This is a genomic window from Paenibacillus sp. J22P277, from assembly GCF_059383675.1.
Window position 1 is genome coordinate 60,177 of sequence record NZ_JBXENS010000010.1, and the last position, 24,660, is coordinate 84,836.

Below are 24,660 nucleotides of genomic sequence, written 5' to 3' on the forward strand. Positions count from 1 at the left end.
GTTTACAAAGGCCGTAAATGCTGCCGATTTAAGGTGGTTGTTGCGGTCTTTTGGCATGTGCAAGCAGCTGCACGGCTCGGCGAGCAGTAACGCCGGGGGTATCTTTAAGCGATGCGCCGTAAAAATGCTTTCCGCCCGGCGCTATACGCGCTTTACAAAAACGGAGCACGGCGCAATTCCGCCATGCTCCGTTCTTTTCGAGGTGGAACAAGTTCCACCCAATAAACCGGTTCCGCTCCGGCATGACCGTGATACCTGCCGTGTCCTTTCCCGCAGCGGAGAAGTACTCTATTCCGAGAGGCGCGAAGGAGAGGAACAGCATGCGTAGAAAAGGCAGCGGCAGCATGTCGGTCAAGAGCAAATGGACGAAGACCAAATGGTTGCGGGCGGACCGCGCATTGAGACGGTTCGTTCCCGAGACAAGACGGTTCAGCCGTTCGTCGCTGATGGCGATGACCGGACGCTATAGGACGGTGTATTTCAAACCGACGGACGGAACGGGCGGCAGCGGGATCGCGCGCATCGTTCGGTTGTCTTCGCGAAGGTTCAGCGTCAAAAAAGACATGCGTACCTTCAAGGTATCCTCCGCCGGTTCCCTGTACGGCCGGCTGACGGGCATCGCCCGCGGGCGAAGTTACTTGCTGCAGAAGGGAATTACCCTGCAGACGTCAGGCGGACGGCCATTCGACGTACGGATGACGATGCAGCGGTCCGGAAGCGGGAAATGGGTGCCCTCCGCCTTGTTCGTCAAGCTGGGCAAGCGCAACAAGGTCGTCACGAACTATCATCAAGGCGGCAAGCTGGCGTTGATCGAGCCGACGCTGCGCCGGTCCGGCTGCAGCCCGGTCCAGATCAACCGGTACAAACGGCGCCTGCGGACGCTGGGCCGCCAGACGGCGCGCTGCTTCGACCGCCACAGCACCCGGTTCAATGAGCTTGGCCTGGACGTGGCGCTCGATCGCCAGGGCCGGCTGTGGATTCTGGAAGTGAACACGCGGCCGAATTTCAATGCGCTCAAGTCGCTTGGCGACAAGCGGCTCCACCGGACCGTGATGCGGTACGGCAGACAGTACGGGCGAACGAGATAAGCGTCGGAGTCGCGGCATTCGAAGAACGCATTCGGGGCATGGGGGCGACCGGCCATGGCAGCTGCGCCCTTGCCTGCGGCGCTCTTCGGCCGCTTCAGCTTCCGGCATCCTTGGACCGCGACCCGATCAAGTAGCCGATGATCGTCGACTCGACGGGGAGCACGAAGAGCGTCCACATTTCCTTCAGGCCGAAGTCGGCCGACCGGTACCGATCGGGCATTAGCGTATAGACGAGGGCGATCAGCAAGATACCGAGCGCGATCGTGCCGACGATGTACAGGCGCACGTTCTCGCCCGAGCCGAAGAATTTGCCGAGGAAGCCGAGCTCCGCTTTCCGCTTGTCGCTCTCGGCATTCGCCGCGATGATCTTGCTGGCCACCTTCGGGTCCTGAATCTCGATCTTGTTCATGCTACGCGACCCCCTCGCCCGAGAAGAAGGTGAACGTCAGCGCCCAAGACGTCGCGTCGGAATTGATCGTCACCTCGTAGCGCAGGGAGAGCTTGCGGTTGTGCAGGACGCCGAGGTGGATCATGTCCTGGTTGCCGGTCGGCTTCCCGCGCGGAAAGTTGACGCACGCGATCCTGACCTCGTTGTAGCGGACAAGCCGGATGTCCGTCGTGAATTCGTCCCGCTCGGGATCGCGCTCGATGCAGAATACGAAGGTGAGCGGGTCGTTTTCTTCCGACAATACGATCTCGATGGGGTTCATCCCATAGGCGAACACGCGGCCGTAATACACCGCTTCGAATCCGCCGGACGTAATTTTCATCGTCATCCCTCCGTCGTCGAACGAGCTTCCTTCTATAGTGTACGAGCACGGGGAGGGGTTCATGTCAATAACCGGACGTGGCGGGTTGGGGCTGGAGCGGGTTTGGGCTGACGGCTGCGAGCGAACAGCTCGAATACTGTCGAGCCGCGCATGAAAAATATACATATAGCGAGATTTAATAGGATATAATTCCCTTGTAAATCATTATTTATTTTGGAAGAGGGATGAATCTTGAACGTTTCTAGGACTAAATTATCAGCGCTGCTCCTCCTGTTGTGTTTGTCCATCTTCACGATGCAGGCAGCGGCGTTTGCCGAAGAAGGGGAAGACTCCGGCACGGCAACGGTAACGGATCTCTCCGTTAAAGTATCCAAGGTCAAGCTTAACGTCGGGCAGACCAGCGATTTTTCGATCTGGATCCAATATGCCGACGGCACCGTATCCTCCGATCTCGATAGCGCCCGCATCTGGATCGACAAGCCGTATATGCTTAAATTTCTGGATAACGACGATATTAAAGCGACGGCCGTAGGAGAAGCCACGATTAACGTCGAAGCCGGCGGTAAAACGCGGTCCGTGAAGATCAGCGCCAGCGCAGCCGAGCCCGTGGCAGGGGCAAAGGTGATCAAGGGCGTGACGTACCTGCCGCTGACGCCGGTCATTTACGCTTTGGGCGGAACGGTAAGCTACGATGCTCCGACGAAAAATTACGGCATTCAAATCGGAAAGACGAAAATCGCCATCGCGAGAGGAACCGCAAAGGCGAAAATAGACGGCAAAGCCTTCGTCATGAAAGGCGCCCCGATCGTGGACAAGGGGCAGACGTTGTTCACGGCCGACGTTCTCGTGAAAGCGTTGGGAGCCGGGCTGCAATGGGATGCCGCGAATTATCGGATGATTCTCTCGCTGGGCGCCGCGAGGCTGATCGTCAATGCCGAGAAGCCGAAGCCGGCCAATACGACCGGCATGTACGAGGTTGCCGCGACCGGAGACATGGCCGGGTGGAAGATCCTGAAGGGACATCCGTACGAGAAGTCGATCCGCATCTATTTTAAATACGACGGCCGCTATCTCTCGGTCCAGACCGAAGATATCCGCACGGTCAACTTGAATCAGAAGGTGACCTGGACCGACGAGGCCGGCAGGAAGCATGTCAACACCGTCGGCGAGATCTATGACATCTTCAGCTTCAGCAATGCGTATACGTCCGACTGGCTGTATGCGAGATTCGGCAATTTATATGCCGATTGGCTCGCTTCGTCATCGATCGATGCGGATCAGCTCGTGGAGGAGTACCTCACGGCGACCGGTCAGATGGAGGCGCCGCAGTACTATACGACGTTGACTCCCGATACGGAGGTCGTGACCGAATAGTCGGCCTGACCGATTCCGTTGCTTTCTCGTTCCGAATCGTCGAAGAGCCGGCAAGCCCCTCGTTTGAGGCGCTTGCCGGCTCTTATTGATCAAGAAAAGTCACCTGCGGGTTTAGCTTTTATGGAGGATCGACGGCCCAACTACCGCGACGCGCGTCAGTCTGCTATGATTGATTCCACTACGACACAATCGGGGGGATTCGTCCATGTTCGGCAACAAAAATACGCCGTCGAAAGAGCCGGCGGCCGCGTCGGAACGGGTTGTCCCGGTGTTTACCGTGCACTCGCTGCCTCAGGCCTATGAAGTGCTATGCGTGGTTTATGCAGGCAAAGTAAGCAATAATTCGCCCCTAAACGTCCTGCAGCAGCTCGGCCGCGCGGGCGGGGCGGTTCCGGAGTGCGACGCGGTCATCGGCATGATGATCACGCCCGGTTTTGCGGCCGGGGCCGTGAACGTGTACGGCACGGCGATCCGCTATCTGTAATCGCAAGTAAGATGCAAGCCGAATCAGAACCGGGCAGCCGCCCGGTTCTGATTTGGCGTTTAGGGGTCCTTTCCATAGATAGCCTTGCAGGAATAGACCGAATTCCCCTTAAAACTTGTCGACGAAGAGCATACGTCGCTGGTACTATTTGGGTAATGCAGATGCAAAGGCGGTGAAGTCCGGCATGCCTGACTGGTCCTATCAAACGATTTTTCGCCCGGGCTTGTTCCGCTTGCCTGCCAGACGGGCTCGGGGCTTGACGCTTCGCGCGATGCGAAACGTAAGCCTGCTGCCTGGCGGCACCTTGTTAATCAAAACACTGGGCCATATGGAGCCGGCTCCTATCCTCGCGAGCCGCCTGTCCGGAACGACGCTGCCGACGCCGGTCGGCCTGTCGGGCGCGGTGGATCCCGAAGGCATCGCCGCGCGCGCGATCGCCCAGCTCGGCTTCGGCTTCGTGGAAGTGGGTCCGATTACGCCGGACCCGATCGCGGACGCGTCGCCGATTCGGATGGATCGGCGCGAGGAGACGATCGTCTATCCCAGCGCGTACGAGAACGTCGGCGCGGAAGCGGCCCTTCGCCGCATACGCAACCCCGGTCACCGGCTGCCGCAGCTCGCGCGCATTGCCCCGATGCCGGATGCTGGCCCGGAACAGGCGATCGACGAGCTGCGCTCGCTCTTGGACCGATTCATGAACGAGAGCCGGGTGTCGGCCCTTATCATAGAAGCGGCAGCGCAAGGAAGAAGCCGGGATGAGAACGAACGGATCCTCCGCGAGCTCGCCCCCTGTATCCGGGAACAGCCGGCCCGCGAGAAGGCGATACTGCTGTACATCCCCCTGGAGCTCCCGGAGACGCAGTTAGCCGCGCTGGTCGGCGCAGCCGATCCGGAGACGTGGAGCGGCTTCTTCATTGGCGATTACACCAACGGTCCGGCAGGCGCGACAGTAGGCCGTACCGGGAAAGCAGCCTCCATCGCGAAGCTAAGCGCCATCCGAGCGCAAGCCGTAGGAACGCCCCTCCTATTCGCATCCGCGGGCGTTCACGAGCCTGCGGATGCGCTGGATCAGATCGAAGCGGGCGCCGACTATGTACTCCTGCACAGCGGGTTCGTCTACTCCGGTCCGGGACTGCCGAAGCGGGTCAACGAAGCCATCATTCACCGCAAGCTGGTGCAGGTGGAGCCTCCGGCCGGCCAATCCTTCTGGCGAAATTGGGGCTGGATGTGCCTGCTCGGAATCGGCATGATCATCGGGGGCATCATCGCTTGGTTCATCGCGTCGACCTCGGTGCTACTTCCCTACGACGAAGCCTTTCTCGGTATGACATGGGATGAAGTAAACGCGATCGACCCGCATCTGCTGCATTTCATGTCGCATGACCGGATCACGCTGGCCGGCACGATGCTGTCGATCGGCATTCTGTACTACCAATTGGCGAAGCACGGCCTTCGATACGGCTTGCACTGGGCGCGGGTCGCCTTGCTGGCTTCGGGCGCGGCCGGGTTTCCGAGCTTTTTCCTCTACCTCGGCTACGGGTTCTTCGATCCCGTGCATGCCGCGGCGGCCATCGTGCTTTTACCGATGTTTCTGCTCGCCATGCGGCGCAATCCCGACCGTCTCAACCGGGACCCGGTCAACCTGCGCAACAGCTTGGCCTGGCGGCGGGCGCTTTGGGGACAGCTGTGCTTCGTCGTTGTCGGCGCCGCGCTGTGCGTCGGCGGCATCGTGATCGCTTCCGTAGGCGTCACGAACGTCTTCGTGCCCGAGGATATCCGCTACCTGGGCATGGCGCGGGAAAGCCTGGATCTCGCGAACCCGCGGCTCATTCCGCTGATCGCCCATGACCGTGCCGGATTCGGCGGCGCCCTGTTCTCGGACGCCGTCATGATACTGATTTTCGCGTTATGGGGGCTGCAGCAGGGCGCCAAATGGATGTGGTGGACGCTCCTCTGGGGCGGTGCGCCCGGCTTCGTCGCCGGTTTAAGCGTGCACTTCATGATCGGCTATACCGATTTCGTTCATCTGCTGCCCGCTTATTTCGTGTTTGCGCTATATATAGCAGGGCTTGCGCTGCTCTATCCGTATCTCATGCGAAGCGAGATCAACGGGGCCGTTTCTTCAAAGTCCGGCGGATGAGCAGCGGACCGACCATGCTGCCGGTCATGGCGGCGATTACCGAGTGAAGCGGGAGCAGCAGCATGTAATACAGCACCGTTCCGCCCACGATATCGATCACGACGAATTTTTTGATTTCGGAAAACGGAACGACCACGACCACGAACTCCTGCTTGTTCCCCATATTTTAAGCCCCCCGTCTTTCTCGCGAACCCTACTTGAAGAGTCTATTTTCCTCCTTCTTGTCCGATGTCAACCGAACGGCAAAAACCGGAGTCCCCCCTGGATGGGGGTCCTCCGGCTGCGGTCTTGCGAAGAATCAGTGCGTCATACGCACGTAAAGGCATCGATCCGCTGCAGATCGAAGCCGGAGAACATCCAGAAGAAACCGTTCCAGCGGAAGCCCGAGATGGACGTGCGGCCGACGAAGATCGGATAAAACCAGAAGCCCTGGCCGCTGCGCGGCCAAATGTACGTATTGCGAAACAAGCAGCGGGAGATGGCTCCCGGATCGATGGCAAGCGTCGATGCGGATAAAGGTTTTGGCGGAACCGATTGCGGCGGAGGCGAAGACGGAGGCGGCTGCGTGCCTTGCGGTCCGACGGGAGGCATAAAAGCCATGCTGATCACTCCTTCATGAATTGGCTGCCGTGCTTGCTTTAGAGCAGCGAGATGGCAAGCAGATTAAACAGGACGAGCGGAAGCACGAAGTTATTGTAATACGGGCTCACGGGGCCGGGGAAAAACGCGCGGTTGCAGCCTTCGTTCGACAACCGGATGTAGAGAATGCTCTTGTCGCAGTGGACGATATGCCCTTCGAATACGTCGCCGTCCATGGTCTCCACCTTGACCAGCCGGTGGGTATGCCCGCAGCATAATTGATGCAGGTGGTCGTGGACGGTCTTTAACGTATGATGCACCTTGGAATCGCACGTATAGATGGGCGTCGTTTCATGTTGTACATTGGTTTTCGAGCTCATGGTTGAATGACCTCCATATTGAACATGGAGTATCCTATGCACCAGCCCAGTTGGGCGTGACTGGACGGCGCGAGCGGCCGCGAACGACAACAAGAGGCTGCCCATAACGGACAACCCCTTGTCGATGCATGATATAGACCTGCGCGATGCGTAGAACTTTACAGCGGTTCGCCGTTCAAATAATTGAAGAACGGCACATCCGTCCAGAAATCGTAGCTCTCGACCTTGACCGAAGGATCCACTTGCTTGAACCCGTCGATGACCGCCTGGGACTGTTCCTTCAGGGAGAAGGACTGCGCGTAATAGCGGCCGATCGCGATCTTGTTGTTCGTGATTTCCTTGTAATCCGCGAGCGGCGTCAGGGAATAGTAGAGCGGCTGCCACCACGAGCCGGCAAGCAAGCCCTGCTGGTTCTCCTCGTTCTTCTTGGCGTAGGCGTTCACGACGCCGTTGAAGCTCGCTTTGTCGTCGGCCGTCGCGAATTCGAAGGCGATGTCGTATTCCTTCGCGTATTCGATGTAGTTGCCGTTGGCGATCTGCTTCACCTCGTATTGCTCCGATACGCCGGGCTCTCCCCATTCCTTCAGGTAGACGAAAGCGGAGGTTTTCGGCTCGAACTGGACTTTGGCGTCGAGGCCTTCGCTTCGCAGCAGGCCGATCAGCTGCAGGGCGTGATTGAGGTCGGAGTGGCCGTAGACGAGCGACAGGGATTCGACGAAATTCGGCTCGAAATGGCTGTCCTTCAGGTTATAGCCCGTGACCAGCCCTTTCTCGAGGGCGGTATCGACGATCTTTTGGAGCTCGTCGGATTTGATGATGGCGGATTCGTTGTATGCGTCCGTCAGCTTCGTATAAATATCGGCATCGCCGACATAGCCGAGGTAATGCTTGAATTGGCCTTTGAAGACGAGCGTCTTGCCGATCAGCAGGTTCGCCAGGTCGGCGGTGACGGCGGCGTTGGGCTGCAGCTGATTGTAATAATCGGCCGGCAGCAGTCCGGTGTCGACGGCGGCGGCAAGCTCCTGAACGGTTTTCAGGTCCAGCGCGGAGGCTTTGACCGGCAGCTTGGCGACGGCTTGTTCCGCTTTGGCCCGCGGATACGAGTAGGCCAATTCCTTCAGTCCGGCTGCGCGGATCGCGGCCTGCACGGCGTTCGCGGCGCCGAGCGGCTTCGCGGCGTTCACGGTGTCCGAGGCGATCACGCCGTTTTGGAAGAGCGCTTTGGCGGCGTTGTAGTAAGGGCTTGAAGCGTTCAAGTCCTTAAAGGTTACCGCTTCGTCGGTCGGCGCCAGCTGCGTCGAGCGGACCAGATCGGCGAAGAACTCGCCCCGGGTCACGCTGCCGGAGAGCGCCACGTCGAATTTGTCCTTCAAGAAAGCCGCGTATTCCGCGGAGCTGATCTCCTTGGCCGCGGTCGGCGCGGCGGTTGCTTCGGCCGGGGAAGCGTACGCCGCGGATTGGCCGGCGACGAGCAAGGCCGCGGACAGCGCGGCAGTCAGGAGAAACGTGTTGCGTTTGGCAGATAAAACGGTCATCAATGAGAAGCCCCCTATAACAGTTAATGTGTATAAAACATAGTGAATTAGTAGGAATATACTATCATTGGGCATTCAGTGTCAATGATAGATTTGCGATAAATTAATAATGCGATTATTGGGGGCATGGATCGTATAATCAGAGAATGCTCCATCTGTTTATTCGGAACGATCGTGGCCATGCTTTTGGCTTTTTTCTTGTTGTCCTGCATAGTCCTGGGGCACGCTTTGTTAAGCGTCGTTTTACTGGCGTTTGCTGTTGCTTGCGGATACTTGTGGTTTGCAACGGGACCTAAACAGTCAGCGGACAATAGCTGTTCAGTGACAATAAAGTAATAGACGCTCACCGACGGCGCTGAATTAACTGGCAGTTATCCGTTGTAAAATGATTTACGTGTTCAACATTTTGAGGGCTGCCACTTTGGTGGCCCTTAGTTGCGCTACGGGCAGGATTGCAATAATAATGTGTGGAATTAATCTTAATAATACTTGTGAAGGTGGCTTTTGATAAATCGAATTGCAGTAAACAGTTGGAATTACAGTTGAAAAATACAATTATTATTGACCAAGATAATCACGCATCGTTCATTAATGCTCATTACAAGTCATTACGTCCGAAAAGCGGACCAAATACGCCGCAGGATCGGCGATCTGTCCGGCTAACGATTGCGTAGAAAAAGAAGGTAAAGTATCAGCTAGTACTTGGGAGGCGTGAATTTTATTGCATCTAGAACAATTCTGAAACAGATAAAAAATATTATTATTTTGTTGTTGATCCCGACATTCATCATAGCTCTCGTTTATATAGCTTTTACTATGTATAGCCGTTCGATCGATGTGTCGATACAAGGAGTTAATTACGAACTAGGGCCTGACAACGGAAACAACGTTCAACCGGAAACAGTCAGAATTAAAGGTAATTGGTCTCAAAGCTTGAATGGTTTACGAAAATTTACGGGAACGATTACATTCGCGCACGAGACGATTCCTGTCCCGAAAGAGAGTCAGAAGACAACTATTCGTTTCGATAAGAACGGATATGGATCGATAATATACGTCTACTCTGAAATATCATATTCCGGGGTTGCTTTGCCAAGAGTCTACACCTATGGCGTTTTATTCGCGAATGCCGATTTCAGCTCGGTTACGTTTCTGAAAATGAGAGAAGTTGAAGCCGAGGATGGTTCAAATGGCGGTGAATGGAATGGGAGCGACGGCTTAATGTTTGCAGGGCCAGCTACTACTCGGGAACAAGCCCTGATGATTTCCAATGAACTTATGCAAAAATATTTACAAAATGACAATTATGTAGGAGGCCATTTTGTCTTAAAATAATGGAGTGGAAAACAAAAAGTTTCACTAAGCCAACTGTTGAATAATGTGCATCAAAATCCACGATTCGGATGGTATAATCAATTGAAAAAAACTGTTCTCATTGTAATAACTGTTCAAAGCATTGGTTTAGCAGCAGCTGACATAATTCTCAATAGATTGGGTATAAACCATAACTACTGGTATTTGATAGTGATTCTTACATTGATCGCAGGGTTGGCATATTTGAGGCAACAAGAACATCGGAAAACGTAATATAAGCAAGTGGTACTTTTTAAATAACATATAGAACATAATGTTATAGAAAATTATATGAGGCTAATCTGAAGTGACAGGTGCTGATTATTGCATTAACAGGTATAATAGCTCAATAACAAGAGGCGGTCTAAGACTTTATTTACCAAGTCTTCAGACTGCCTTTCGTTATAGTGAAGTGTAGTCTAATCCAAAATACCGCGTTAAATCAACGATTTCAGTCTAAGACTTTATAGTCAGCCGACAATAGCGAAAACCAGACACGACCGTAGCAGGCGGAATCTCCCCGCAGAGGCTATTTGAGGAACGCCGAAAAAATCAAGTTACGCGCCTCGCGGGCGTCAGCTGCTTCCGCTTCCGCTCATCCGCCAGCAACTGCATCATCCGCGACTGGACGCTGCGGCTATGCGGGGTCGCGAGCCCCGCATGCGCGAGGTTTCGCGTCTCCAGCGGGTCCTCGGTCATGTTGTACAGCTCGAACTCGTCTTGGACCGGGGCCGTTCCGCCCGAGGCGGCATGCGGTGTACTGTCATAGTAGCGCGAGAACTTCCAGAGCTGCTTCCGTCCTTGCAGGACGATCGGCGCGATTACGGTCTCGAGGCCGTTCGGCTGGACGACGGACTGATAAGGACGGCCGAACGGATTCACCTGATGCTGGCCCTGCGTCGGATTGTCCTCGGTCATGAAATAAACCGGCGCGTCCGGAAGCGAGGACGGTTGCGCGCCTTCGATGGACGGCGCCAGGTTGCGCCCGACGAGCGGCCTGGCATCGCTGAAGCAGGGCTGCAGCCTTTGCCGCGCGGATTCGATGTCCACGCCTGCCAGCCCGAGCATCGTCGGCAGCAGGTCGAGATGACTGGTGGGCGCATGGACGTCCCGGTGCTGCGGGAACATGCGCGGATTATGAATCAGGAACGGCACATGGAGCGCCTCCTCGTAGGCGCAGTACCATTTCTGATGCAGATTCCCGTGCGCGCCGAGCAGGTCTCCGTGATCGGACGTGAAGATCACGATCGTATCCTCGTACATGGACGAGCGAGTCAGCGCTTCGAATACGGCCGTTAGCTGACGGTCGGCATTTTGCTGGAGCTGATAATAGAGCCTGCGGTAGAACCCGCCGTCGCTGATCGGCTGGAGCGCCAGCGGGTAGCTCGCTTGGCAGCGCGGCTTCGTCAGGAGGGACTCGTCGATCGTCGGCGGCGGGGGGATATCGGGGATCGAGGGCTCCGCCTCGAAGCGGAACGCATGCTTCAGCCGTGCGGTATGATCGCCGTACAGCACGATATCGTGCGGGTTGACGAAGGAAGCGACGACGAGCCAGGGCTCGGCATGGCGGCCGGCCTTGCGTTCGCCGTCGAGCGCTTCGATCAACTGCGCGGCCTCGGCGCCGTAGACCTCGTCCCGTCCGCTGAGGCCGATCGCCGCGGAGGAACCGGAATTCCGGGGATTGCGCCCGTGCGGCTCGGGGCCGATCCAGTCGGAGAAGCCGAAGCGCTCGAGCCGTCCCGCGCGCGCGTACAGCTGCGCCTTTTCCCGATCGGGCGCGCCGGTGACGGGGTTGTAGCTGGCCAGGCTGTCATGGGTGCCGGGAATGATGACGTCCTCGTCCGAGATATGCCATTTTCCTTTGTAGTACGTCCGGTAGCCGGCCGCGCGAAAATAATCGCCCATCGTCGGAACCGTATTCGCGTCCAGCCAGAACATATCGGAATCGAAAGCTTCCTTGGCCAAGCCCGTCGTCTGCGTGACGCCGTGCAACGACGGGTAATGGCCCGTGAACATGGTGGCGCGGCTCGGGCAGCAAGCGGCGCTTCCGATATAATGCCGGTGGAATTCCAGCGCGTGTTCCCGCAGCAATCGCTGCCCGACCAGATGGCGCGAGCGCCACTGCCGGAGCGCGGCCGATTCGTAAACGGGCGGATAACGCTCCTCGTCGACGAGAAGCACGAGGAAGTTCGGCTTGGCACGGTTCACCTGATCGCCCCCTGGGAAAGAGTCCTACCTAAGATTATGCGGCAATCCGGAAGAATAACCGGCCGCCGGATAACAGAACCGCCTTCGGGAACGGCGGCTTCCGGCGGGCACGGAAAACTCGCCTGGGCATGATGCCATTTCAACCGGCGCTGTGCCTCGACAACCGGATTGTCGTGCCGCTTTCAACCGCGACGCATCAACCATAAGAAAATTCTCATCCAAAAAGGGCTCCGCGCCCTATGGCTGACCGGTTCCAGCGCCGCTACAATGAGGTCCATAACCTGCACGAGGAGTGAACAACATGGGAAAGCGGAAAAGCTGGCAGGCGGCAACGATCGGTTTCGCGTGCGGAGCGGTGTTTTTCTCCGGGCTCAGCTATGCGGCGACCGGCTCGATTACCGTCGATTTTCGCAGCATTCAGTATTATTTCGACGGGGTGAACAAGCAGCCGTCGAAGGATGCGCAAGGTTTTGTCTATAAAAACACGACTTACGTGCCGCTCCGTTTCATCGGGGAGTCGCTCGGCAAGCCGGTGGAATGGGTGAACGCGACGAACTCCGTCTATATCGGCAGCAAGCCGGCGAAGCCCCCGGCCAAACCGCCGGCGAACCAGCCGTCGAACCCGGCGGGACTGCAAGCGTTTCCGAAGGACAACGCGTGGAATACGGATATCTCCAAGTATCCGGTGAACGCGAATTCCAAGCCGTATATCGCCTCCATCGGCGCCGGCGTCGGCATGCACGCCGACTTCGGCACGGTATGGGACGGCGCGCCGATCGGCATTCCGTATACGGTCGTCGGCGGCGACCAGGCGAAAGTGAACGTGACGTTCACGGACTACGGCGACGAGAGCGATCCGGGTCCGTATCCGATTCCCCCGAACGCGCCCATCGAGGGCGGTCCGAGCGGCGACGGCGACCGGCACGTCATCGTGGTCGACAAGGACAACCTGGTGCTGTACGAGCTCTTCAACGCGCGCCCGTCGGGCAAGGGCTGGACGGCCTCCGGCGGCGCCAAGTGGGACCTGCAGTCCAACGCGCAGCGGCCGAAGGGCTGGACCTCGGCGGATGCCGCGGGCCTGCCGATCTTCCCCGGGCTCGTCCGCTACGACGAAGCGGCCGCGGGCGAGATCGACCACGCCTTGCGGTTCACCGTAAGCAAGACGCAGAAGGGCTTCATCGCGCCCGCGAGCCATTATGCGTCGGGCAGCACGGACCCTAACCTGCCGCCGATGGGGCTGCGGCTGCGGCTGCGGCAGGACTTCGATATCGCCGGCTATTCCAAGACGAATCAAGCGATTCTGCGCGCGCTCAAGCAGTACGGCATGATCGTCGCCGACAACGGCAGTGACCTCTACCTCAGCGGCGCGCCGGATCCGCGCTGGGACGACGACGATTTGCATGCGCTCGGCAAGATCAAGGGCAGCGATTTCGAAGCGGTGGATACGGGCAAGATCGAGAAGTAGGCGATCGGTTGCGCATACGGGACAACGGCGAATATCGGGCCGACGTCCCGTTTTTATTGTCGGCCTGCGCACGGCACGGCCTCCCGTAGTGGTATAATCGAACAAGACTGCAAGTGCCGCAAAAGCGAGAAGGAGAGAACCATGAGCGTAATTCGGTTGGAGAACGTCACGAAGAAATACGAAGATTCGCTGATCTTCCGCGATATTTATTTTCGCTTGAGCCAAGGGGAGCGCATCGCCCTGATCGGCAGGAACGGCGCCGGCAAGTCGACGGTGTTCAAGCTGATCCTGGGTCAAGAAGAACCGACGTCCGGGAAGGTGGAGGTCGATCCCGAAGTCAAGATCGGGTATTTCTCGCAATTCTCGGAATTGCACGGGAGCCTGTCCGTCCAGCAGGAGCTGGAGCTGTGCTTCGAGCAGGTGGCGCTGATCGAGCGGGAGCTGCAGGACGTCGGGGAGAAGATGGGCCTGGTCACGGACGACGGCGAGATGGAACGGCTGCTCGCGCGGCAGGCGGAATTGTTCGAGCAAATGGAGCATCTGGACGGCTGGAACGTCTCCGTCGAGATCAACACGGTGCTGACGAAGCTGGGCTTTAACGACCGCTCGCGCAACCAGCCCGTCGACGAGTTGTCCGGCGGCTGGCGCAACCGCGCCGCGCTTGCCAAGATGCTGATCCAGCAGCCCGACGTCGTCCTGCTCGACGAGCCGACGAATTACCTCGATATCGAGGGCATCGCGTGGCTCGAGCAGTGGCTGTTCCGCTTCAAGGGCGCCATGCTGCTGGTGTCCCATGACCGCGAGTTCATCGATAAAGTCGTGACGCAGACGATCGAGATCGAGAATTACCATTTTCAGGCGTACGAGGGGAACTACACCGATTACGTCCGCAAGAAGAAGATGCGCAAGAAGGAGCTCGACCGCCAATTCGAGTGGGAGGAAGAACTGCTCGTCATGGAGGCGGAGGCCATCGACACCCGCGCGAGCCGCAAATCCGCCAAGGACCGCCTCTCCCGCAAGCTCGCGGACAACAAGAAGCGGATCGAGCCGCATCCCGTCAACGTGCTGATCACCGACATTTACGAGCGGCTGCGGTTCCCGGACAAGCTGTGCGAGGTGAAGGGCATCGGGCAAACCTACGACGGGCGCCGGATCTTCGACAACGTCAGCTTCGATATCCAGAAGGAGGACCGTCTGGTCATCGTCGGACCGAACGGAAGCGGGAAGTCGACGCTCATCAAGGCGTTGACCGGGCAAGAGAAGCCGGAATCCGGCGAGGTGTTTTGGGAGAAAGGCGTCGGCTACGCGTATTTCAACCGGATGTGGGAGGAGCTCGATCCGAAGGATACCGTGAGCCATGCGGTCAATACGTACGGGCTGGGATTGGACGCGCCGCGCAAGAAGGTGAACAAGTTCCTCGCGATGCTGCAATTCTCGGAGAATGACCTGAGCAAGTTCATCGGCAACCTCTCCGGCGGGCAGAAGGCGCGGGTCGCGCTGGCGAAATGCCTGCTTTCCGGCGCCGCGGTCATCGTCTTGGACGAGCCGACTAACCATCTGGATCTGATGAGCATCCAGGTCATGGAGCAGGCGCTGATCCATTTCCCCGGCGCGGTCGTAACGGTCAGCCATGACCGGTTCTTTATCGACAAGATCGGCACGAAGATGCTGAGCTTCGACCCGGAGAAAGGCGTCAGCGAGCAGAATTTGTAGGCTTAGCGACTGGTATTCGGACAATCGGTTGCATGCGAGCGGTTAATAGAGAGCCGCGGTGCTAACGGCATCGCGGCCTTCCGTGTTATGGGGTCAACCAGTTTTTGCTGGTTGGCCTTTTTTTACGGCCAAAATCGGGGAATTCCGGGAGTAGCGGCAGCCGAACCAGTAGATGGACGCGCTTGACAGCGGTCGCCTCTATGATTATATTGATATTGATTATCATTATCATTTAAATTGCGAGAGGGGATATTCTTTTGAAAGGTGCAAGGTTTGCGAATGTAATTGCGTTAATCCTGACGGCGTTCGTCGTCTTGTCGGGCTGCGGGGCCAAGAACGGGGAAAACGGCGCCGGCACGGGCGGGACGTCGTCGGTTCCGTCCGCCGATGAAGGCACGAACGCCGCGGCGGAGCAGGATGCATCGGCTGTGCAAGAAGCGCAAGCGGGGCAAGCGGCGACCCGGACGTATACGGACGATAAGGGGCGGAGCGTCGAGGTGCCGACCAGACCGCAGAAGATCGTTTACGTCGGCAGCGACCCCGGGGACCTGCTGGCGCTTGGGGTGAAGCCGATCGGCGCATCGCTCAGCGTCATCGGAACCCAGGTCGCCTATCCCGACCTTCTGGAAGGGATCGAGGATATCGGCTATCCGGCCAATATCGAGAAGGTGCTCGCGCTCGAGCCGGATCTCATCCTGTTCAGCGACTGGGACGAGAAGGCGCTCGATCCGCTGGCCAAGATCGCGTCGACCGTCGTGATGGGCGGCAACGGCACCTTTGAGCGCATGGACCGCTTCGCGGATTTGCTCGGCAAGCAGACGGAAGCCGCCGCGTACAAGGCGAGCTACGAGGCGAAGGCGGAGCAAGTGAAAGAAGCGCTCAAGGATAAGGTCCAACCGGAAAAGTCGGCAACCGTGCTTCTGCAGCTGGGCAAGGATCTATACGTGATGGGGCATCAGGGATTGTCCGTTTCCCTGTACGATATGCTGGGCTTGCAGCCTGCGGCTAACGTGCAGAAGCTGATCGATAAGGACGAACGGTTCAGCTTGATCTCGCAGGAGGCGATGCCGGATTATGTCGGCGACGAGCTCTATATCTTGACGGACGAGACGGAGGAAACGACGAAGGCGACGAAGGCATTGCTGGCGAGCCGCATCTGGTCGACGCTGCCGGCCGTGAAGAACGGTCATGTGTACGTCATGAACAGCCGCTGGAATTACGACGACCCGGTCACGCGGGAGCGGCTGCTCGACGAGCTCGGCAAGGCGATGGCGCCGCAATAAGAACCGGGGAGCCCTTTACGAGCGGGGCTCCCCGGTTTTTTGACCGGTCTGCGTGACTCGAACCGCCTGCTTTACAACGTTAGAACCACGTTCCCCTTCTTGCGTCCCGTCTCGACGTACCGGTGCGCCTCGGCCGCTTGTTCGAGCGGATAGCGCCGATCGATGACCGGTCGGATGCGGCCGGCTTCGGCAAGCTCGCGGAGAAAGTCGAAGTTTGCCCGGGTTTGCCGCAAGCCCGCGGCGACGAAGCGGGCCTTCTTGCCTTCGTGCTTGGCCGTTCGCAGCGTATGGATCATCATCGCCGGCTTGAGGCTCGTGGAGAGATAGACGCCCTGCGGCGTCAGCGCGACTGCGCAGCGCGGGAACGAGCTTTTGCCTACCGCGTCGAAGATCGCGTCGTAGGTCTGCCCGCCTGCGGTAAAGTCCGTCCGGGTGTAGTCGATGACCTCGTCGGCGCCAAGCGATCGCGCCAGCGCCAGATTCGCCGTGCTGCATACCCCGGTCACGTGCGCGCCGTAATGCTTGGCGAGCTGCACCGCGTAAGCGCCGACCGCCCCGGAGGCGCCGTTGATCAACAGCTTCTGTCCGGGCCGGATCGCCGCGATATCCCGCAGGAAGGTCAATGCCGTCGGCGCGCCGTCGCAGAGGCCCGCGGCTTCCTCGTACGTCAGATTGGCCGGCATGAGCGCGAGCGGGCTGTCTTCGGCCAGGCAGTTGAACTCGGCATGCGCGCCGAAGGTGCGGGGACTGACGCCGAATACCCGATCGCCGGGCTTGAAGGCGGTCACGTTCCTGCCGACGGATTCGACGTCCCCGGCCAGCTCGACCCCCAGGATCGGATTCTTGGGTCTCGCGAGTCCGTACACGAACCGGACGATGAACGGATCGGCCTTGCGAAAGGAGCAGTCCGACGGCGTGACGACCGCGGCGCGGACGCGCACCCGTATTTGGCCGTCTCCGGGAACGGGGGCGGGGACCTCGGCGAACCGCAGCACGTCAGGCGTGCCGTACGTTGCGCAAATCACGGCTTTCATATAAGCTTCCTCCTCGAACGTTATGGGCTATGCCAGTGGACAAGCGCGCATGGAACAGGGAACGGCAAGCAGAAGCCTCATGCTTCGGGTAGCTCGATATAAAATACCTCTTCGAGCGGCGTGCCGAAGACGAGCGCGATGCGAAACGCCAGTTCCAAGGAAGGCGAGTAATTGCCTTTCTCGATGGCGACGATGGTTTGGCGGGTCACGCCTACTTTCTCGGCCAGCTGCTGCTGCGTCATTTCATCGCGGTCGAAGCGCAATTTTCGGATGTGGTTGTGAACCGGGAGTTTGACCATCTTAGAATCCTTTCCGGTACAGATAGAGCTGCGTGAACGCGCCGACGAGCTCCGACGCGACTCCGGCGAACATCAGCATGACGAACATTACCGAGGGCTCCGCATTCAGAATCAACGAACCGAGCGACAGGAGAAAACCGAGCACGAACGCGAAATGGGAGTTCCGCGTGGCTTTCAGCCCGATCAGCTTGTCGCGCTCGTCGGAGAAGGAGGGCTCCTTCTCCCGATCCGTCATGCGGTAGACGATGTTGAACAGGATCGTCAGGATGATCTTCGCCGCGATCGACAGCGGGATCAGGATGAGAATGGCGGCTGCCCAGAAGCGGAAGGACGCGATGGAATCGAAGCTCTCCGCATCATGCCGCTGCAGCACGAACGAACAATAGACCGCAAATAACAATAGACTGCCGATTCCGGTAACGAGATGCTTCTTTTCTTGATAGGACATCGCGGGTTCCTCCTGTTATGACGACTCATGAGTCAAATATGCTATACACAATGTAATACAAAGTATACACGATGTAAAGTAAATTTTACATCTAAAAACGCGGAAATGCGAAAGGACCGGCGGAATGCTTCCGAGGCGAAGCGTTACCCGGTCCTTTCGATTGGCGTTCAATTTATGTAGGCTAGGCGTTTTAAGATGGCGATCACCCTTGATCAAAGGGCGGCTGCCGCGAGATCTCAGGATTGGCCAGCAGGATCGCTTCGGCGGCGTCCCGCAGCCGGGGCAGGAACCGGGCGACGGCTGCGGCGCGCCGCACGAGATCCCCCGTGTCGGCGATGCCGAGGTCGGCCAAGACCGCGGTAAACGCCGGCGCGAGCGCGGTCTCCTGATCCGGGGCGTCCGCGGCGAGAATCTTGTGGCAGCGGGCGAAGGTCGCCACGATCCAGAAGACGGCTTCGCGGTGATCGCCGGCCCGGATGAGCGCGAGGCTCCCGTCGATCGCGATCGGCCGTGCCTCGGCGGTGATGTCCGAGCTGAAGAAGAACGGCGTTTTGGCCGCGGCAGCGGCGGCATCGAAGGTACGGGCGAGTCCGCCCACGTGCCGGGCGGTGCGCTCCGGCGTCCAGCTCGCGCAGCCGAGCAGCGCCAGCAATTCCGGATACAAGCCGCTGCGGCCGTACTCCGCCAGCACCTCGCGCGCGGCGAGGTAACGGAGCCGCACGGTGGGATTGCGCAGCGCCGCGACGAGGAGCACATGCGTGGTCACGCCGGCCGGGAACAGCCAGGACGTGACCTGATCGTGCCAGGGCGCGGAAGCATCGAAGCCCTGAAGCCCGTTCTCGATCCGCTGCCTGGCGTTCTCGCAGCGGCGGCGCACCCATTCCTCGTCCGCGAAGCCGCGGGCGACCTGCGTTTGCACGCCGCGGAGCTGTCCCGTGGGATCCGCGATGATCGTATCCGCGCGGAAGCTGCCTGCCAGATGATAGGAAGCGAGTACTTCCCCCGCCGAGCCGATCTGATCCCAGGAGAGGTACGTGATCTCGATCAGCGTCCCGCGGTAGACGAACTTCCCGAGCTTGAGCGGGGGCTCCGGCCCGTCGAGCACGACGACGACATCGACGTCGGAAGAAGCGGGCAGCTCCGCGTCATCCGGCTTTCCCACGGTCGAACCGCTGTAATAAGCCCCCTTGAACCCGGCCTCCAAGCTTGCGTGCCGCATGACCCAATCCGCCGCCGCGGCGCGCGCGTCCCCGATTCTCATGCTCCATGACCTCCCGGTTATCATCGCGCCCGGCGACATTCGCTCGAGCGGATGATGGAATAAACGAAAAAAACGGCCTCCTCATCGTATTGCGGATGCGAGGCGAGTGCGTCTTGTCCGACCAACCGGTAACTATTATATCGTTTTTAGCTCGAAAAAAATGCCTCGTTCGCGGAATTTCTAGGCAAAGTATTTTATTTATAAAACTACCTTGACAGACAAAGTAGTGTGTCGTATTATTCAACTATGGAGGCGACGAGATGAGCGAGAACAAAATCACATCCGACCTGCTGCGCGGACATAGCGATACGATGATTTTACGGCTCTTGTCCGAAGCGGACCGCTACGGATACGAGATCGTCAAGCTGATCGCCGAGCGCTCGGACGGCGAATACGAATTAAAGGAAGCCACGATGTACTCCAGCGTCCGGCGGCTTGAGACGGACGGCGATATCGAATGGTACTGGGGCGATGAATCGCAGGGCGGCAGGCGCAAGTATTTCAGAATTACCGAAAAGGGCAAGGATGCTTACACCCGCAACAAAAGCAACTGGGAGTACTCCAAACGCGTGCTAGAAAACCTATTATAAGGAGCTGGATGTTATGAATCCGAAATTGACCCACTATTTGAACGGCGTATTTACGCCCTACGACGGGGTAAAAAGCGTCGCCGAATTAAAAGCCGACCTGCTCGCCGATTTACAGGAGAAGTACCGCGAGCTTAAAGCCGAAGGCAAGGATGATGAAACCGCTTTTGAGATGACCATCGACAGCATCGGAGACATTGAGCAAACGGTAATGGAGGTTGCCAACCTCTCGCGCTCCCTGGAGCGTCAGGTGGTGACGAACCTGAGCGCGAGCAATCTGGCGAAGAGCGACTTTGCGGGCGTGGTTGCGCATAAAGGACAATTCAATGCCAGTGCGTTGCGCGGTTCCGACTTTGCGGGCGCGGACTTGACCGGAAGCTCCTTCAAAAGCAGCGACCTGCGCGAAGCCAATTTCGACGGCGCGAATCTGACCGATTGCAGCCTATCCGCCAATGACCTTTCGAACGCGAGCTTCAATGAATCGATCCTTGTACGCACCGACATCGGCGTTTCGGGGCTCGACGGAGCCAATTTCCGAGGCGTAAAACTGACCGACGTCAGGCTGACCAAGACCGACCTTACCAAAACAAGCTTTGAAGGCTGTATCTTTGACGGCGTGGCCTTCGAAAGTTCCGACTTGAGCGGGCTGCGTTTTGACGGGCAAACCTTGATCGGCGTCAAATTCGACAAGTCGGCGGTAAACGAAGTTTCGTTTAGGGGCGCTACGCTCAAGAATGTGTCTTTCCAGGCGTTTTTCTCCTTGACCAATAAGTATTACCGCGGCATCAAAACCATCTGCTTTGACGGCGCGGTCATGGATAAACTGACCTATGCCGCCCTTAAAGGCATGGGGGCCGAGTTGTCCAACGTTACGGTTCGATAAGGATAGGCTTGCAAAACCATTAGGAGGGATAAGGGATGCCGATTCATTCGATTCAAGTCACTGGACTGCAAAAGTCCTACAAGCAGCATCAAGTGCTAAAGGGCGTCGATTTCGAGGTGGAAAAGGGCAGTATTTTTGCCTTGCTGGGCTCCAACGGGGCGGGCAAGACAACGGTTGTCAAAATTCTTACGACGCTGCTGAAACCAGACGGCGGGACCGCCGCCGTAAACGGATGCGACGTAGCGTCGAAACCCGACAGCGTGCGGGCGGCGATCAGTCTGACCGGGCAATTCGCAGCCGTGGACGAAATTTTGACCGGACGGGAAAATCTGATCCTGATCGCCAAGCTGCGCTACCTCAAAAATCCGCGCCAGGTCGCGGATGATTTGCTGAAACGCTTCGGCTTGACGGAAGCCGCCGACCGTAAGGCGGCTACTTATTCGGGCGGTATGCGCCGGAGGCTCGACATTGCCTTGAGCCTAGTCGGTAAACCGCAGATCATCTTCCTCGACGAGCCGACCACGGGCCTCGACCCCGAGGCGCGCATCGAGGTTTGGAAGATCGTGAAGGAGCTTGCGGGCAGCGGGACGACGGTATTCCTCACCACGCAGTATTTGGAGGAGGCGGAACAGCTCGCCGACCGGATTGCCATTCTGCACGAGGGCAGGATTATCGCCAGCGGCACGCTCGCGGAGCTGAAAAAATCGTTCCCGTCCGCAAAGGCGGAGTATGTCGAAAAACAGCCGACGTTGGAGGAAATATTTCTCGCGGTCATCGGCAAAAGGGAGGAAAAGTAAATGGAGACGACAAAGAATCACTTTTTCAACGATTTGAGCGTTATGCTTGGACGTTCCATGCGCCATATTTTCCGCAGCATGGACACCATCGTCACGGTCTGCGTCACCCCGATCGCGATGATGCTGCTGTTCGTCTATGTATTCGGCGGCGCCATTGAAACCGGTACGGATAACTATGTGAACTACCTGTTGCCCGGCATCCTGCTGATCGCCATTGCCAGCGGCATATCCTACACGGCTTACCGCCTGTTCATGGATAAGCAGCGAGGCATATTCGAACGGTTTCACTCCATGCCGATTTCACGTTCCGCTTTATTGTGGGGGCATGCGCTGACCTCGCTCGTATCCAACGCCATCTCGGTTGTCGTCATCATTCTCGTCGCGTTGATCATGGGCTTTCGTTCCTCGGCCGGGATACTGGAATGGCTGGCGGTAGCCGGCATACTCATGCTGTTCACGTTGGCTTTGACCTGGGTTGCCGCCATTGCGGGATTGTCCGCCAAATCGGTGGATGGCGCAAGCGCCTTCTCTTACCCGATCATCTTCCTGCCGTTTATCAGCTCGGCGTTCGTGCCGACCGACTCCATGCCGAAGGTCGTTCGCGTCTTTGCCGAAAACCAGCCGGTGACGTCCATCGTCGAAGCCATCCGCGCCTTGTTGTCCGGCCAGTCCGTGGGCAATGAGATATGGATCGCCCTTGCGTGGTGCGTCGGAATTTTGTTCGCAGCCTATTTAATGGCCATGCGGGTATATAAAAAGAGCGAGTGACAAGGAACGCCGACGTTGATTACCGCACTTAGGGATACTTTCATCGCAGCGGATGCCGATTCCTTAATAAGGACGCAAAAAAAGCAGCATCAAATCAATTGATCGGCATTTCCGATCAGAGGTTTGATGCTGCTTTTTGATGGTATCTTCAGTATCATGCGCTAGGGAACAGGGATACGGGTTTCTTGAAATGAACGGGTACGATTCATGAGATCCGACAATCGTTCGCGCCGGGACGCGCGATTACGCGTTCACTTGCTTGAACATCTCGTCGCGCTCTGCCCGCGAAGCTTGCGAGGTCAGCTTGGACCAGCCATAGCTTACCTCTTGCTCGCCCTCGGCCAAGCTCTTCATCACCTCGTCCGCGAACAGATCGAGCGGGATGCCGGCGGCGTTGCCGCCCGGAACGCCGAGGTCGGTATTCGTATGCGGCGGACAGATCTCGAGCACCTCGACGCCTTGCTGCTCCAATTGCTTGCGCAGCGATAACGTGAACGAATGCAGCGCCGCCTTCGTGGCACAATAGACGGGTGCCGCGGCGATCGGCACGTGCGCAAGCCCCGACGTGACGTTCAGGATTGCCGCTTGTTCTTTTCCCGCCAAATGCCGCGCGAACAGCGTCGACAAATGAATCGGCGCGGCCAGGTTCGTCGCGAGCTCGGACTCGGTGTCCTTCCAGGGCTCCTGCGCGTCCAGCCGGATGAACCGCATCACGCCGGCGTTATTGAGCAGCACGTTCACGTCCGGGTGCTCCCTCGTCACTTGCTCGTACAGCGCGATGCGCTCCGCTTCCTTGGACACGTCGACGACGTATGTCAACAGCTCCGGATGGGCCGCTTTGGCCTCGGCCAGCTTGTCCGCTCTTCTTCCGCCGATAATGACTTTGTTGCCGGCCGCCAGGAACCGCTTGGCCAGCGCAAGGCCGATGCCGCTCGCGCCGCCGGTAATAAGAATCGTGTTGGACTTGAGTTTCATATTCATGCTCCTTCTCGGGAAATTGATTTCTTGCCCGTCTTCCCATAAGCTAGTGTATAGCGAACGAAGAGCGACAAGAAGGCGGCTGGTTATACTGGTATCGCCACTCCCCTCTCTTGCGCGGACGGACAGGAGGACGGAGCGTCTTTGAACAAAACGGACATGAATCGGACGAGCGAGCTGGCCGGATTCCTCCGCAACCGGAGGGAGCGCATCACCCCGCGGCAGGCGGGGCTGCCGGAAGCGGGCCGCCGGCGAACGCCGGGCCTTCGGCGCGGGGAAGTGGCCATGCTGGCCGGCGTGAGCCTGGAATGGTACACCTTCCTCGAGCAGGGACGCCCGATCCACGTATCCGCGGAAGTGCTCGAAAGCTTGGCGGTCGCGCTGCAGATGGACGATGCGGAGCGCAGGCATATGTTCCTGCTCGCCCATCGCCAGCCGCCGCCGGAGAAGCCGGCCCCGCAAAGCAAGGTGAGCCCGGTGCTGCAGCGTTTTCTCGACGAGCTTGGATTGAGCCCGGCCTGCGCCATGGACGTCCGCATGACGATAGTCGCCTGGAATGCCGCGATGTACGTGCTGAGCGGCGATCTCGGCCAGCGCTCCGAACGGGAACGGAATCTGCTCTGGATTACGTTCGCATCGGCGGAGTTCCGCCGCATGAAGGGCGATCAGTGGGAGGAGCACGCCCGCCGGACCGTTGCTCAATTCCGGGCCGATTACGCCCGTCATGTCGACGATCCTTGGTGGGGCGAGATGGTGGCGGCGTTATCCGAGGCGAGCGAGGAATTTTGCGCTTACTGGGCGCTTCACGACGTAATGGACTATTCGCAGGCGCATAAAATCATGCTGCATCCGATGGTCGGCGAGATGACCTTCGATTATGTGGCGTTTCAGCCGCTCGATGCGGCCGACCTTCAGATCGCCATCCATATGCCGCGCGACGACGGCGTGACGAAGGCAAGGATCAGGCAGCTCATGGAGCCGCGGATCGGCGGATAATAGAATCATTTTTGCTAAGGCCGCCCCGACGAGGGGCGGCTTTTTTTCAGAGGGAACGTCCTTCTAACTGGGCTTGGAGGTCCTGCGCAAGACGCGGGGGGATTCGATTGGGCCCGTGACGGATCGCCGGCGGGCTGCAGATGCCGAGATATTCCAAGCCGAGTCGCCCCATCCGGCGCGGTTTATGCGATAATTAAGGAGCTGAAGGACAATCCCGCAACACACAAGGAGGCTATC

At 58.3% G+C, this 24,660-nt stretch carries 25 protein-coding genes; 13 read left to right on the forward strand and 12 right to left on the reverse strand.

From position 1 onward, the window contains the following. Nucleotides 1–320: 320 nt before the first annotated feature. Nucleotides 321–1,088: a YheC/YheD family protein gene (locus tag AC50YL_RS31270; RefSeq protein WP_494837226.1), complete on the forward strand. Its 768-nt coding sequence runs from the start codon at nt 321–323 to the stop codon at nt 1,086–1,088. A 94-nt stretch (nt 1,089–1,182) separates the two neighbouring features. Here the strand turns inward: AC50YL_RS31270 and AC50YL_RS31275 are convergent, their stop codons facing one another. Next, a complete protein-coding gene (locus AC50YL_RS31275) occupies nt 1,183–1,497 on the reverse strand; it encodes a hypothetical protein (protein WP_161746198.1) in 315 nt (104 codons plus the stop codon). Nucleotide 1,498: 1 nt separating this feature from the next. Then, the gene (locus AC50YL_RS31280) at nt 1,499–1,858 is read right to left on the reverse strand and encodes a DUF6864 domain-containing function (protein ID WP_494837228.1); all 360 of its coding nucleotides are present in this window, start codon (nt 1,856–1,858) and stop codon (nt 1,499–1,501) included. 231 nt (nt 1,859–2,089) lie between these two features. Here AC50YL_RS31280 and AC50YL_RS31285 point away from each other — a divergent pair, with 231 nt between their 5' ends. The 3 genes from AC50YL_RS31285 (at nt 2,090) to AC50YL_RS31295 (ending at nt 5,856) form a co-directional block, all read left to right on the forward strand. Next, on the forward strand, nt 2,090–3,232 hold the full coding sequence (locus AC50YL_RS31285) for a copper amine oxidase N-terminal domain-containing protein (protein ID WP_494837230.1): 1,143 nt from the start codon (nt 2,090–2,092) through the stop codon (nt 3,230–3,232). A 205-nt stretch (nt 3,233–3,437) separates the two neighbouring features. Next, the gene (locus tag AC50YL_RS31290) at nt 3,438–3,716 is read left to right on the forward strand and encodes a hypothetical protein (RefSeq protein WP_494837231.1); all 279 of its coding nucleotides are present in this window, start codon (nt 3,438–3,440) and stop codon (nt 3,714–3,716) included. A 184-nt stretch (nt 3,717–3,900) separates the two neighbouring features. Beyond that, complete coding sequence (locus AC50YL_RS31295) at nt 3,901–5,856, forward strand: dihydroorotate dehydrogenase (protein ID WP_494837232.1); 1,956 nt, start codon at nt 3,901–3,903, stop codon at nt 5,854–5,856. Here AC50YL_RS31295 and AC50YL_RS31300 read toward each other — a convergent pair. The 4 genes from AC50YL_RS31300 to AC50YL_RS31315 all read right to left on the reverse strand — a co-directional run bounded on the left by AC50YL_RS31300 (nt 5,822) and on the right by AC50YL_RS31315 (nt 8,350). Beyond that, nucleotides 5,822–6,019, reverse strand: a complete 198-nt coding sequence (locus tag AC50YL_RS31300; protein WP_494837233.1) for a hypothetical protein — start codon at nt 6,017–6,019, stop codon at nt 5,822–5,824. The two genes, AC50YL_RS31295 and AC50YL_RS31300, sit on opposite strands and share 35 nt — an antisense overlap. A 143-nt stretch (nt 6,020–6,162) precedes the next feature. Further along, nucleotides 6,163–6,456, reverse strand: a complete 294-nt coding sequence (locus AC50YL_RS31305; RefSeq protein ID WP_161746190.1) for a transporter — start codon at nt 6,454–6,456, stop codon at nt 6,163–6,165. A 38-nt stretch (nt 6,457–6,494) separates the two neighbouring features. Then, nucleotides 6,495–6,815 (reverse strand): hypothetical protein, encoded by a 321-nt coding sequence (locus AC50YL_RS31310; protein ID WP_161746189.1) that lies wholly within the window; start codon nt 6,813–6,815, stop codon nt 6,495–6,497. A 158-nt stretch (nt 6,816–6,973) separates the two neighbouring features. Then, a complete protein-coding gene (locus AC50YL_RS31315) occupies nt 6,974–8,350 on the reverse strand; it encodes a hypothetical protein (protein ID WP_494837235.1) in 1,377 nt (458 codons plus the stop codon). Nucleotides 8,351–9,061: 711 nt separating this feature from the next. On the opposite strand from AC50YL_RS31315, the gene AC50YL_RS31320 reads away from it, so the two are divergent. After that, nucleotides 9,062–9,685: a hypothetical protein gene (locus tag AC50YL_RS31320; RefSeq protein WP_494837236.1), complete on the forward strand. Its 624-nt coding sequence runs from the start codon at nt 9,062–9,064 to the stop codon at nt 9,683–9,685. 570 nt (nt 9,686–10,255) lie between these two features. On the opposite strand, the gene AC50YL_RS31325 is transcribed toward AC50YL_RS31320, so the two are convergent. Further along, nucleotides 10,256–11,911, reverse strand: a complete 1,656-nt coding sequence (locus AC50YL_RS31325; RefSeq protein WP_494837238.1) for a sulfatase family protein — start codon at nt 11,909–11,911, stop codon at nt 10,256–10,258. A gap of 301 nt (nt 11,912–12,212) precedes the next feature. On the opposite strand from AC50YL_RS31325, the gene AC50YL_RS31330 reads away from it, so the two are divergent. The 3 genes from AC50YL_RS31330 to AC50YL_RS31340 all read left to right on the forward strand — a co-directional run bounded on the left by AC50YL_RS31330 (nt 12,213) and on the right by AC50YL_RS31340 (nt 16,372). Further along, nucleotides 12,213–13,376: a stalk domain-containing protein gene (locus tag AC50YL_RS31330; RefSeq protein WP_494837239.1), complete on the forward strand. Its 1,164-nt coding sequence runs from the start codon at nt 12,213–12,215 to the stop codon at nt 13,374–13,376. Between the two features lie 141 nt (nt 13,377–13,517). After that, a complete protein-coding gene (locus AC50YL_RS31335) occupies nt 13,518–15,089 on the forward strand; it encodes an ABC-F family ATP-binding cassette domain-containing protein (protein WP_494837241.1) in 1,572 nt (523 codons plus the stop codon). A 257-nt stretch (nt 15,090–15,346) separates the two neighbouring features. After that, a complete protein-coding gene (locus AC50YL_RS31340; RefSeq protein ID WP_494837242.1) occupies nt 15,347–16,372 on the forward strand; it encodes an ABC transporter substrate-binding protein in 1,026 nt (341 codons plus the stop codon). A 71-nt stretch (nt 16,373–16,443) separates the two neighbouring features. Here the strand turns inward: AC50YL_RS31340 and AC50YL_RS31345 are convergent, their stop codons facing one another. The 4 genes from AC50YL_RS31345 to AC50YL_RS31360 form a co-directional block, all read right to left on the reverse strand. Further along, nucleotides 16,444–17,406 carry an NAD(P)-dependent alcohol dehydrogenase gene (locus tag AC50YL_RS31345; protein WP_494837243.1) on the reverse strand — a complete coding sequence of 321 codons (963 nt, stop codon included), beginning with the start codon at nt 17,404–17,406 and terminating at the stop codon, nt 16,444–16,446. Nucleotides 17,407–17,483: 77 nt separating this feature from the next. After that, entirely contained in the window at nt 17,484–17,705 is a 222-nt protein-coding gene (locus AC50YL_RS31350) for a helix-turn-helix transcriptional regulator (protein ID WP_494837245.1), read from the reverse strand. 1 nt (nt 17,706) lies between these two features. Next, nucleotides 17,707–18,153 (reverse strand): hypothetical protein, encoded by a 447-nt coding sequence (locus tag AC50YL_RS31355; protein WP_494837246.1) that lies wholly within the window; start codon nt 18,151–18,153, stop codon nt 17,707–17,709. A gap of 202 nt (nt 18,154–18,355) precedes the next feature. After that, nucleotides 18,356–19,414, reverse strand: coding sequence for a hypothetical protein (locus tag AC50YL_RS31360; RefSeq protein WP_494837248.1), 1,059 nt, complete (start codon nt 19,412–19,414; stop codon nt 18,356–18,358). Nucleotides 19,415–19,674: 260 nt separating this feature from the next. Here AC50YL_RS31360 and AC50YL_RS31365 point away from each other — a divergent pair, with 260 nt between their 5' ends. From AC50YL_RS31365 to AC50YL_RS31380, 4 genes are read left to right on the forward strand one after another with little or no spacing between them, the layout of a single operon-like run. Further along, entirely contained in the window at nt 19,675–20,004 is a 330-nt protein-coding gene (locus AC50YL_RS31365; protein WP_494837250.1) for a PadR family transcriptional regulator, read from the forward strand. Between the two features lie 13 nt (nt 20,005–20,017). Continuing rightward, complete coding sequence (locus AC50YL_RS31370) at nt 20,018–20,884, forward strand: pentapeptide repeat-containing protein (RefSeq protein WP_494837251.1); 867 nt, start codon at nt 20,018–20,020, stop codon at nt 20,882–20,884. A 35-nt stretch (nt 20,885–20,919) separates the two neighbouring features. Next, on the forward strand, nt 20,920–21,681 hold the full coding sequence (locus AC50YL_RS31375) for an ABC transporter ATP-binding protein (protein ID WP_494837253.1): 762 nt from the start codon (nt 20,920–20,922) through the stop codon (nt 21,679–21,681). Then, on the forward strand, nt 21,682–22,449 hold the full coding sequence (locus AC50YL_RS31380) for an ABC transporter permease (protein ID WP_494837254.1): 768 nt from the start codon (nt 21,682–21,684) through the stop codon (nt 22,447–22,449). Nucleotides 22,450–22,692: 243 nt separating this feature from the next. Here AC50YL_RS31380 and AC50YL_RS31385 read toward each other — a convergent pair whose 3' ends face one another. After that, nucleotides 22,693–23,424, reverse strand: a complete 732-nt coding sequence (locus AC50YL_RS31385) for an SDR family oxidoreductase (protein WP_494837255.1) — start codon at nt 23,422–23,424, stop codon at nt 22,693–22,695. A gap of 147 nt (nt 23,425–23,571) precedes the next feature. Here AC50YL_RS31385 and AC50YL_RS31390 point away from each other — a divergent pair, with 147 nt between their 5' ends. Then, nucleotides 23,572–24,423: a helix-turn-helix transcriptional regulator gene (locus AC50YL_RS31390; RefSeq protein ID WP_494837256.1), complete on the forward strand. Its 852-nt coding sequence runs from the start codon at nt 23,572–23,574 to the stop codon at nt 24,421–24,423. Nucleotides 24,424–24,660 lie beyond the last annotated feature (237 nt).

What these genes read in the sequence shown, in the direction of transcription:
- AC50YL_RS31280 (WP_494837228.1), bottom strand. Translation starts at nt 1,858, where the DNA reads ATGAAAATTACGTCCGGCGGATTCGAAGCGGTGTATTACGGCCGCGTG.
- AC50YL_RS31380 (WP_494837254.1), top strand. Translation starts at nt 21,682, where the DNA reads ATGGAGACGACAAAGAATCACTTTTTCAACGATTTGAGCGTTATGCTT.
- AC50YL_RS31360 (WP_494837248.1), bottom strand. Translation starts at nt 19,414, where the DNA reads ATGAGAATCGGGGACGCGCGCGCCGCGGCGGCGGATTGGGTCATGCGG.
- AC50YL_RS31350 (WP_494837245.1), bottom strand. Translation starts at nt 17,705, where the DNA reads ATGGTCAAACTCCCGGTTCACAACCACATCCGAAAATTGCGCTTCGAC.
- AC50YL_RS31375 (WP_494837253.1), top strand. Translation starts at nt 20,920, where the DNA reads ATGCCGATTCATTCGATTCAAGTCACTGGACTGCAAAAGTCCTACAAG.
- AC50YL_RS31290 (WP_494837231.1), top strand. Translation starts at nt 3,438, where the DNA reads ATGTTCGGCAACAAAAATACGCCGTCGAAAGAGCCGGCGGCCGCGTCG.
- AC50YL_RS31300 (WP_494837233.1), bottom strand. Translation starts at nt 6,019, where the DNA reads ATGGGGAACAAGCAGGAGTTCGTGGTCGTGGTCGTTCCGTTTTCCGAA.
- AC50YL_RS31370 (WP_494837251.1), top strand. Translation starts at nt 20,018, where the DNA reads ATGAATCCGAAATTGACCCACTATTTGAACGGCGTATTTACGCCCTAC.
- AC50YL_RS31385 (WP_494837255.1), bottom strand. Translation starts at nt 23,424, where the DNA reads ATGAAACTCAAGTCCAACACGATTCTTATTACCGGCGGCGCGAGCGGC.
- AC50YL_RS31305 (WP_161746190.1), bottom strand. Translation starts at nt 6,456, where the DNA reads ATGGCTTTTATGCCTCCCGTCGGACCGCAAGGCACGCAGCCGCCTCCG.
- AC50YL_RS31365 (WP_494837250.1), top strand. Translation starts at nt 19,675, where the DNA reads ATGAGCGAGAACAAAATCACATCCGACCTGCTGCGCGGACATAGCGAT.
- AC50YL_RS31275 (WP_161746198.1), bottom strand. Translation starts at nt 1,497, where the DNA reads ATGAACAAGATCGAGATTCAGGACCCGAAGGTGGCCAGCAAGATCATC.
- AC50YL_RS31270 (WP_494837226.1), top strand. Translation starts at nt 321, where the DNA reads ATGCGTAGAAAAGGCAGCGGCAGCATGTCGGTCAAGAGCAAATGGACG.
- AC50YL_RS31355 (WP_494837246.1), bottom strand. Translation starts at nt 18,153, where the DNA reads ATGTCCTATCAAGAAAAGAAGCATCTCGTTACCGGAATCGGCAGTCTA.
- AC50YL_RS31315 (WP_494837235.1), bottom strand. Translation starts at nt 8,350, where the DNA reads ATGACCGTTTTATCTGCCAAACGCAACACGTTTCTCCTGACTGCCGCG.
- AC50YL_RS31335 (WP_494837241.1), top strand. Translation starts at nt 13,518, where the DNA reads ATGAGCGTAATTCGGTTGGAGAACGTCACGAAGAAATACGAAGATTCG.
- AC50YL_RS31330 (WP_494837239.1), top strand. Translation starts at nt 12,213, where the DNA reads ATGGGAAAGCGGAAAAGCTGGCAGGCGGCAACGATCGGTTTCGCGTGC.
- AC50YL_RS31295 (WP_494837232.1), top strand. Translation starts at nt 3,901, where the DNA reads ATGCCTGACTGGTCCTATCAAACGATTTTTCGCCCGGGCTTGTTCCGC.
- AC50YL_RS31310 (WP_161746189.1), bottom strand. Translation starts at nt 6,815, where the DNA reads ATGAGCTCGAAAACCAATGTACAACATGAAACGACGCCCATCTATACG.
- AC50YL_RS31345 (WP_494837243.1), bottom strand. Translation starts at nt 17,406, where the DNA reads ATGAAAGCCGTGATTTGCGCAACGTACGGCACGCCTGACGTGCTGCGG.